We start from the raw sequence: 8,653 nt of genomic DNA, 5'->3' as shown, positions 1-8,653 counted from the left end.
CAACACCCGCCGGCCGCACATGAGCCTCGGCGGGCTCACGCCGTTCGAGTTTGCAACCCGCCCCCAAGAGGGGCATAACCAGAACGGATTCTGCCCATGAACGAGGGCAAGTCGGGGAGCACGTCACCGAAAGGATCAAGAAAAACGACCGCCCGAGATTTTCGCCAATCAGTCCGTTGGCTCAGATCCTGAAGCGCTTCGTTGGCGTCTTTTGTAATGATTTCCATGCGCTTGGCGCGAACAGGAAATTCTCGACCAAGGTCTCGAAGCACCGAAGATTTTCGCCGGCTCTTTTCGATGAAGATGTAACGGTCGAATGGCGGCTCGACGCGTAGGGCCCGCCGCGCCGAACCTTCCTTGATGTCGTCTACGTCGAGTAGAGGGAACAATGGTCCGCCACCCTTGGCTCGCTTCGTCCACGAGCCCGTTCCGGCAAACGCATCAACATAGATTCTTTCGAAACGTTGGTTCTTGAGCGCCGTCGCGTAGCGTTCAAGGTAGCGCGCGACGAGGTCGAGCTTCTTTTCGGTATGCGCGCTGCCGAAGCGTTGGACCTTCACCTGCGCCTCCAACCCTATAGAGAACAAATATAGAACATTTGCCAATGATTTCAAATCCAAAGAACAAATCGAACAGACGCGATTACTAGTGTTCAGCGGAAATTTTGCGTGCCCTTGACTTTTTACCCGAATTATGTATATATTCCTTTATCGATTTTGCGACGGAAACCGGGAAGGTCGCGCGAAGATGCCTACAAATGCCAACGCGAAACGGGGTGTTTCAAGCCATATCAAGGCCTTAGGCCGGTTTTACCCCGCTCTGGCCCGGTGCGCGCCGGGTGTTGGCTTGCCGCCGGCCGATTCGATCGCGCGTTCCGCCGCGCGCTTGCCCTTCGGGCCGCGCGGTCCTATGTCCGGTTCCGACTCCTTCGCGCAATCGCGCCAGTTTGAACCCGTTTTCCGCCGGGCGCGGGCCGGGCTTGCCCGAAACGCGCTAGAATGGAACCCGGTGCCGTTCGCATGATCCGCGTCCTGACCACGCTCCTCGGCCTGATGCTTCTCGTCGCCCTCGGCGGCGGCGCGGTCGGCATGGCCGGGTTCTACTATTTCGGCCGCGGGCTGCCCGATTACCGCCAGCTCGCGGTCTACGAACCGCCGGTGATGACGCGCGTGCACGCGGGCGATGGGCGGCTGCTCGCCGAATACGCGACCGAGAAGCGCGTGTTCGTGCCGGTGAACGCCATGCCCAAGCGCGTGGTCCAGGCCTTCCTCTCGACCGAGGACAAGAACTTCTTCTCCCATCCCGGCGTCGACCTCACCGGCATCGCCCGCGCGCTGATCGTCAATTTGCGCAACTGGGGCCAGAGCCGCCGCCCGGTCGGCGCCTCCACCATCACCCAGCAGGTCGCCAAGAACTTCCTGCTCACCAACGAAGTCTCGATCGAGCGCAAGATCAAGGAGGCAATCCTCGCTTTCCGCATCGAGCACGCGATCCCCAAGAACCGCATCCTCGAACTGTACCTGAACGAGATTTATCTCGGCTTCGGCTCCTACGGCGTCGCCGCCGCCGCGCTCAATTATTTCAACAAGTCGCTCGACGAATTGACCATCGCCGAGGCCGCCTACCTCGCCGCGCTGCCCAAGGCGCCCAACAATTATCACCCGGTCCGCAACCCGGAGGCGGCGCGGGCGCGGCGCGATTGGGCGATCGGGCGCATGCAGGAAGACGGCGTCATCACCGCCGAGGAAGCGCGCCAGGCGCGCTTGGAGCCGCTCGCCGTGCGCAAGCGCGACGAGATCGCCTTCGTCGGCGCCGATTACTTCGCCGAGGAAATCCGCCGCGAACTGGTCGCCCGCTACGGCGAGCAGCGGCTCTACAAGGGCGGGCTTTCGGTGCGCTCGACCCTCGATCCCGGCCTGCAGGAAATCGCCGACCGGGTACTGCGCCAGGGGCTGGAGGATTACGACCGCCGCCACGGCTGGCGCGGGCCGATCGCGCGCATTAACCCGCCGCCCGCGCTGTTGAGTCCCGCCTCGACCGGAACCGTGGTGTTCGATCCGCGCGCCCAGCTCGAAGCCCTGGAGCCGCCCGGCGGGCTCCACGACCGCCGCCTCGCGGTGGTGATCGCGTTGCGCGAGGACGCGGCCGAGATCGCGCTGAGGGGCGGCGGGCGCGGCATCATTCCGCTCGCCGAAATGCGTTGGGCGCGCGCGGCGCTCAAGGACGCGAAGCTCGGGCCCGCCGTGCGCGCGCCTGCCGACGTGCTCGGCGTCGGCGACGTGGTGACGGTATGGCCCGCCGCCAAGGACGCCCAGGGTCGCGACTATCCGCCCGCCACCTTCGCGTTGAGCCAGATCCCCAAGGTCGAGGGCGCGCTGGTCGCGCTCGATCCCCACACCGGCCGCGTGCTGGCCATGGTCGGCGGCTACGATTACAAGCGGAGCCAGTTCAACCGCGCGACTCAGGCGAGCCGCCAGCCCGGTTCCGCCTTCAAGCCGTTCGTCTATCTCGCCGCGCTCGATTCCGGCTACTCGCCCGCGACCCTCATTCTCGACGCGCCGTTCGTCATCGACCAGGGCCCGGGGCTGCCCAAGTGGCGGCCCGACAACTACACCCGCGAATTCTACGGCCCCTCGACCATGCGCCTCGGAATCGAAAAATCGCGCAATCTAATGACCGTGCGCCTGGCGCAGACGGTCGGCATCGAGAAGGTCGCCGAATACGCCGAACGCTTCGGCGTCGTCGATTCGCTTCCTCATCGGCTCTCCATGGCGCTCGGCGCGGGCGAAACGACGCCGCTCCGCTTGACCACCGCCTACGCCATGCTGGTCAACGGCGGCAAGCGCATCACGCCCAGCATCGTCGACCGGATCCAGGACCGCCACGGCCGCACCGTTTTCCGCCACGACCAGCGCCCCTGCCTCGACTGCCAGGCAATGCAGTGGACCGAACAGCCGGTGCCGACCGTCCCCGACGCCCGCGCCCAGGTGACCTCGGCGGCGAGCGCCTATCAGATGGTCTCCATGCTGCAGGGCGCGGTCGAGCGCGGCACCGGCCGGCGCGTCGCCGAGGTGGGCAAGCCGCTCGCCGGCAAGACCGGCACCACCAACGACAGCTTCGATGCCTGGTTCATCGGCTTTTCGCCCGACCTCGCCGTCGGGGTGTTCGTCGGCTACGACGAGCCGCAAACCTTGGGCGACAAGGAAACCGGCGGCTCGGTCGCGGCGCCGATCTTCCGCGATTTCATGATGGAGGCGCTCGGCGGGCGCGCCGCCACCCCGTTCCGCATTCCGCCCGGCATTCGCCTGGTGCGGGTCAACGCCCAGACCGGCGTGCCCGAAACGCGGCGCGGCCGCGACGTTATCATCGAGGCGTTCAAGCCGGGCAGCGAGCCGACCGGCGAGCGCGCGGTGCTGGAAGGCTACGGCCACAGCGACGACGCGGGCGGCGCGCCGCGCGTCGGGCCCGAGACCGGCACCGGCGGCTTGTATTGATCTCCGGCGTTGATCTCGGGCTGGCCCTGCCCTACAAACCCGTCACATTTTTTTCGAGGACGACCGTCATGCGCGCGGAAATGCAAACCCTGGCTTCCGACATCCAGCAGTCGCTCGACCTGCTGAGGAGGCATCTTTGACTACGACCGCGCCAAAATGCGACTCGAGGAACTGAACGCGCTCGCCGAGGACGGCTCGATCTGGAACGATCCCAAGAAGGCGCAAGGGATGATGCGCGAGCGCAACCGGCTCGCCTCGGGCCTCGGCGCGATCGACGCGCTCGCGCGCGACTTGGCCGACGCCACCGGCTTGATCGAACTGGCGGAAAGCGAAAACGACGCCGCCGTGCTGGCGGAAGCCGAAGCGAGCTTGCGCGCGGTCAAGGACCGCGCCGCCAAGGCCGAGCTGGCGACGCTGCTGTCGGGCGAGGCCGACGGCAACGACAGCTATCTCGAAATCCATGCCGGCGCGGGCGGCACCGAGGCCCAGGACTGGGCCGAGATTCTGACGCGCATGTATACCCGCTGGGCCGAGCAACACGGCTACAAGGTCGAATGGATCGAGGAAAGTCCGGGCGAGGAAGCGGGCATCAAGTCGGCGACGCTCCGGATCAACGGGCCCAACGCCTACGGCTGGCTCAAGACCGAAAGCGGCGTGCACCGGCTGGTGCGGATTTCGCCGTTCGATTCCAACGCGCGCCGCCACACCAGCTTCGCCTCGGTCTGGGCCTATCCGGTGGTGGACGAAACCATCGACGTCCAGGTCCTCGACAAGGATTTGAAGATCGACACCTACCGCGCGTCGGGCGCCGGCGGCCAGCACGTCAACCGCACCGACAGCGCGGTGCGCATTACCCATCTGCCCACCAACATCGTGGTGCAGTGCCAGAACGACCGCTCGCAGCACCGCAACCGGGCGACCGCCATGGCGATGCTGAAGGCGCGCCTCTACGAACTGGAACTGAAGAAGCGCGAGGCCAAGGCCCAGGCCGAGTTCGAGGCCAAGACCGAGATCGGCTTCGGTCACCAGATCCGCTCCTACGTTCTGCAGCCCTACCAGATGGTCAAGGACCTGCGCACCGGGGTCGAGACCTCCAACACCGGCGCGGTGCTGGACGGCGATTTGGATGCGTTCATGACCGCGGCGCTGGCGAGCCGCATCAAGGGCGGCAACGGCAGTGCCGCCGGCGACGCGCCAGATTAAAGCGCGCGCAAGATACCGTTTACAAATGCCGATTCACGTCCATGCGTTGGTGCAGGACGCGAACGACCACGAGGCCCGATTCGGACAAACGGTAGAACACGATATGCGCGCCGACCGGATGCTTGAAATAGCCGTCCCGAACATCGACGGGGCGGCCGGTCTTTCGGCCAGCTGCCAAATCGTCGAACATATCGACGATGCCGTTATGATAACGATCCGCCTGTTCCAGCGACCAGTTCTTGAACGTATAAAGCCAAATCTCCTCGAGATCGATTTCCGCGCGCGGTGAAAGTCGGTAAGCGCCGCCGCTAGCGGGCATGTCTGATTCGCATCCGTTTCAGGAACGCTTTGTTGTCGAACGGTGCCGGCGGGCCGGATTTTTCTCCGGCGACGAGCGCATCCTGCAAGGCTTTCACCTTGGCCTCGTGCTCTTCCAAGAGCCGCAAGCCAGCCCGCATCACATCGCTCGCCGAGCCATAGCGACCCGTCCGCACCTGCGTATCGATGAAATCGGCGAAATGATCGCCGAGCGAAATCGACGTGTTGCGTGCCATGCCATGCTTCCCGAATTTATACCAATATATGCCAAAAATTGGTAAAAAGCGAGCCTAACATAACAAGGGGGGCGCGAGGCGCCGGTCCCTTACCCCACGGATCCGTCGCCGCTTGTTAATCCGCGCTGGATCAAAGGCGGCAAAACGGCCGAACTCGTCTAAAGCTTCCGCATCGCCGCCGCGATGGCGCGGGCATTGGCGTCGTCGCTCGCCTCAAGCTGGGCGATCACGCCCCGGCGATCGGCCTCGGTGCGGTTCTGGTTCAGCTTCCACTTGCCCTCGATCCGATCGATCGGCATTGCGAAGGCGACGATGCCCCTGGTCATCTTGTCGTAAGTCTCGGCCGGCAGCTTATCCACCGTCCACGGTTTCTTGCCGGCGATGCGCGCTTCGTTGCGGGCGCTGAGATCGTCGAGCACGCGACGCACGTCGGCGGCGTCCTCCAGCACCCGGGGCCGTCCCCAGGCGTGAACCGCGATGTAGTTCCAGGTCGGCACCTGGTGATGGCTGACGTACCAGTCGGGCGAAATATAGGTGTCGGGACCGGGAAAAATCGCGCGCGCCTCGGCCGCGCCGTCGAACGCCCGCCAGATCGGATTGGGCCGCGCGAAATGCCCGCGCAATGTTCCCTGGCTTCCCTCGCCACGATCGAGGACGAAAGGAATGTGCGCCACGTCCGGTACGCCGTCGCGGATGACGATCAGCAACCCGAACACGCGGCCCTCGATCAGCTCGTGCAGCCGGGCGAGGTTGGGTTCGGCGAAATGCTTGGGCAGATACATGGCAAAGCGCCACCCGCGTTCACTGCAACACGAATTTCTTGAACAGCACGCCGTTGATGCGTTCGGGCGCGACCAGACGGTTGATGATGTCGCGCGCCTCGTTGCGCATCCGGTCGGCGCCCTCGACCCCGACCAGTTCCTGGCGCTCCTTGCCGCGCAGATGCTGCTGGACGGCGTCTATGATCCGCGCCTGGGATTCGTCGACGGCTTTGGCGGCGGCGCCGCTGCTTACCTCGATGCGCATGGCGTAGCGCAGGTAGGGCGAGCGGCAGGTGCCGACCTTGAGATCGACCATCACCTCCGGCATGTCGACCAGCACCGGCTGGCCGAGCGAAACCACCGCCACCTGGCGCCCCGATTTTTCGGCGGTGCCGAGCAACCCGAGCAGATGGAGCACGCCGACCGTGCCGCCGATGCCCGCGACCAGGGCGACGACGGCGACCGCGATCAGAACCACGCGCTTCGACTTGGCGGACGGGCCGGCCTTCTTCGGTCCGCCCGAAGCGTCGTCTTTCTTGCCGCTCGCGGCGGGCTTGACGGGTTTGTCGGCCATGAGTCCTCCCCGATTCGCTGGGTCCGTTTCGCGCCCCGGTAGGGGCGCATCATTTAATGCGCGCGGGGATTCGCCCGCGCGCTCCGATTGGGTAACGTCCGCGACGCGGAGTCAACGGCTAGAATCGAACCTCCACCCTCCGGCGGAAGACGTCGGCGGCGGCGCGGGCGAGTTCGTCCATGCGCGCCTCGAGACCGGCGAAATCGTCCGCTTCCCCGATACGGGCCAGTCGGCGCTTGAGCGCCTCGGGGAACGACGCCGCCTCGTCGCCCCCGGTTGGCTCCAGGGTGAGCCGGAGCACCGCTTGCAACGCCTGCCACAACCCCAACGCTTCGCGCAACGTTCCGGCATCGGCCGCATCGAGAATGCCGGCGGCGGCGAGCCTGTCCAGCGCGGTCGCCGTGTTCGAATCGAGAATCTCGGGCCGGGCGTGCGCATGGGCGAGCTGCAGGCACTGCACCGTGAACTCCACGTCGATCAGGCCGCCGCGCGCGTGCTTCACATCCCAGCGCGACCCGGCGGCGTGCTCGGCGGCCATGCGCGCGCGCATCTCGGCGACGTCCTTGAACAGCTTGGCCGGGTCGCGCGGTTGCATCAGCACCCGTCGGATCGCCTCGGTGACGCGCGCGCGCAAGGAGTCCGGCCCGGCGATGGCGCGCGCGCGGGTCAGCGCCAGGTGCTCCCACGTCCACGCCTCCTGTTCCTGATAGCGGACGAAGCCGTCGAACGCGGCGGCGAGCGGGCCCTTGTTGCCCGACGGCCTCAAGCGCATGTCGACCTCGTATAGGCGCCCTTCGGCGGTCAGCGCGGTCAGCGCGTTGAGCAGCCGCTGGCTGAGGCGCGCGAAGTATTGGCTCGCCGGCAGGGGGCGCGGCCCGTCCGACATTTCCGCCGCGCCCTGCGTGTCGTAGACGAAAATCAGATCGAGATCCGACGTCGGTGTCATTTCCCGTCCGCCGAGCTTGCCCATGGCAATGACCGCGAGCGCGGATTCGCCGAACCGCCCGTGGCTCGCGGCGAAATCGGATTCGATACGCGGCAGCAGACCGGCGATGGCGACCTCGGCGATGTCGCTGAGCGCCGCCGCCGCGACGCGCGGCGCGACCGTGCCGCGCAGCAGCTGGACGCCGACCTGGAACTGCCGGTCGTGGGCGAAGCGGCGGCTGGCGTCGAGCGCGTCCTCGACGTTGCGCGCGAAATCGAACTGGCGGCCGAGTTCGGCGACGAGTCGTTCCCGGTCGGGCAGCGAGTCCAGGAATCCCGGCGTCACCATGGCGTCGAGGACGGCGGGACGCCCGCTCAGGTGTTCGGCGAGCCGCGGCGCGGCGCCCATGATCTCGGCGAGAAGATCGAGCAGGTGCGGATTCGAATGCAGCAGGGAAAAAATCTGTATCCCGGCCGGAAGCCGGCCGAGAAACGCATCGAACCGCAGGAATGCCCCGTCCGGGTCCGGGCTCTTGGCGAGCGCGCCGAGCAGCGCCGGCATCAACTCGGTCAACAGCTCGCGCGCCCGGGTCGAGCGCATGGCGCGGTACCGGCCGTGGTGCCAGCCGCGGATGGTCGCGTGCACCGTCTCCGGTTCCTTGAAGCCCATTTCGGTCAGCGTCGCCAGCGTCGCCGGATCGGCTTCGACGCCGGTGAACACCAGGTTGCCGGCGGCCGTGCCCGGCGCAACCAGCGCGGGCGAATCCTCGAACAGGCGAGCGTAATGTCGCTCGACGGCGCCAAGCCGCGCGATCAAGTCGGCAGCGAAGGCGTCCTTGCCCGCGTAGCCGAGAAACGCCGCCAGCGCGTTCAGGCCGTCGTCGCCGATCGGAAGCGTCTGGGTTTGTTCGTCGCCGATCATTTGCAGCCGGTGTTCGACGCGGCGCAGATATTCGTAGGCCTCCGTCAGTTCGGCCGCCGCCGTCCGTTCGGTCAGTTCCAATTCGGCGAGGCGTGCCAATCCCGTCACCGTGGATGCGGTCCGGAGCCGGGGCTCGCGGCCGCCGCGAATCAGCTGCTGGGTTTGGACGAAGAACTCGATCTCGCGGATGCCGCCGCGCCCGAGCTTGATGTCGTGACCAG

The 8,653-nt window shown here is 66.3% G+C and carries 8 protein-coding genes; 2 read left to right on the top strand and 6 right to left on the bottom strand.

Annotated elements, in window-relative coordinates:
- Positions 1-35: 35 nt before the first annotated feature.
- Positions 36-701 (bottom strand): three-Cys-motif partner protein TcmP, encoded by a 666-nt coding sequence (gene tcmP / locus FJ311_14980; GenBank protein MBM3952742.1) that lies wholly within the window; start codon positions 699-701, stop codon positions 36-38.
- Between the two features lie 318 nt (positions 702-1,019).
- On the opposite strand from tcmP, the gene FJ311_14975 reads away from it, so the two are divergent.
- Positions 1,020-3,494 (top strand): penicillin-binding protein 1A, encoded by a 2,475-nt coding sequence (locus FJ311_14975; protein MBM3952741.1) that lies wholly within the window; start codon positions 1,020-1,022, stop codon positions 3,492-3,494.
- Between the two features lie 68 nt (positions 3,495-3,562).
- Positions 3,563-4,697, top strand: a protein-coding gene (gene prfB, locus FJ311_14970) for a peptide chain release factor 2 (protein ID MBM3952740.1) whose coding sequence is annotated in 2 segments (ribosomal slippage) — positions 3,563-3,631 and positions 3,633-4,697 — 1,134 coding nt in all. Because the reading frame shifts where the segments join, the coding sequence is not laid out codon by codon here.
- Positions 4,698-4,716: 19 nt separating this feature from the next.
- Here the strand turns inward: prfB and FJ311_14965 are convergent.
- The 5 genes from FJ311_14965 to FJ311_14945 form a co-directional block, all read right to left on the bottom strand.
- Complete coding sequence (locus tag FJ311_14965) at positions 4,717-5,016, bottom strand: type II toxin-antitoxin system RelE/ParE family toxin (GenBank protein MBM3952739.1); 300 nt, start codon at positions 5,014-5,016, stop codon at positions 4,717-4,719.
- Positions 5,006-5,251, bottom strand: a complete 246-nt coding sequence (locus FJ311_14960; protein ID MBM3952738.1) for a type II toxin-antitoxin system ParD family antitoxin — start codon at positions 5,249-5,251, stop codon at positions 5,006-5,008. The genes FJ311_14965 and FJ311_14960 overlap by 11 nt, the downstream gene beginning before the upstream one ends.
- A 158-nt stretch (positions 5,252-5,409) precedes the next feature.
- A complete protein-coding gene (locus FJ311_14955; GenBank protein ID MBM3952737.1) occupies positions 5,410-6,033 on the bottom strand; it encodes an FMN-binding negative transcriptional regulator in 624 nt (207 codons plus the stop codon).
- 19 nt (positions 6,034-6,052) lie between these two features.
- A complete protein-coding gene (locus FJ311_14950; GenBank protein MBM3952736.1) occupies positions 6,053-6,586 on the bottom strand; it encodes a flagellar basal body-associated FliL family protein in 534 nt (177 codons plus the stop codon).
- A 118-nt stretch (positions 6,587-6,704) separates the two neighbouring features.
- A partial coding sequence (locus tag FJ311_14945; GenBank protein ID MBM3952735.1) for a bifunctional [glutamine synthetase] adenylyltransferase/[glutamine synthetase]-adenylyl-L-tyrosine phosphorylase occupies positions 6,705-8,653 on the bottom strand: 1,949 nt, incomplete at its 5' end.

It is taken from the genome of Rhodospirillales bacterium (genome assembly GCA_016872535.1).
GTDB lineage: Bacteria > Pseudomonadota > Alphaproteobacteria > Rhodospirillales > 2-12-FULL-67-15 > 2-12-FULL-67-15.
The sequence above is the reverse complement of the archived record's forward strand: the minus strand, read 5'-3'. Positions and strand labels throughout refer to the sequence as shown.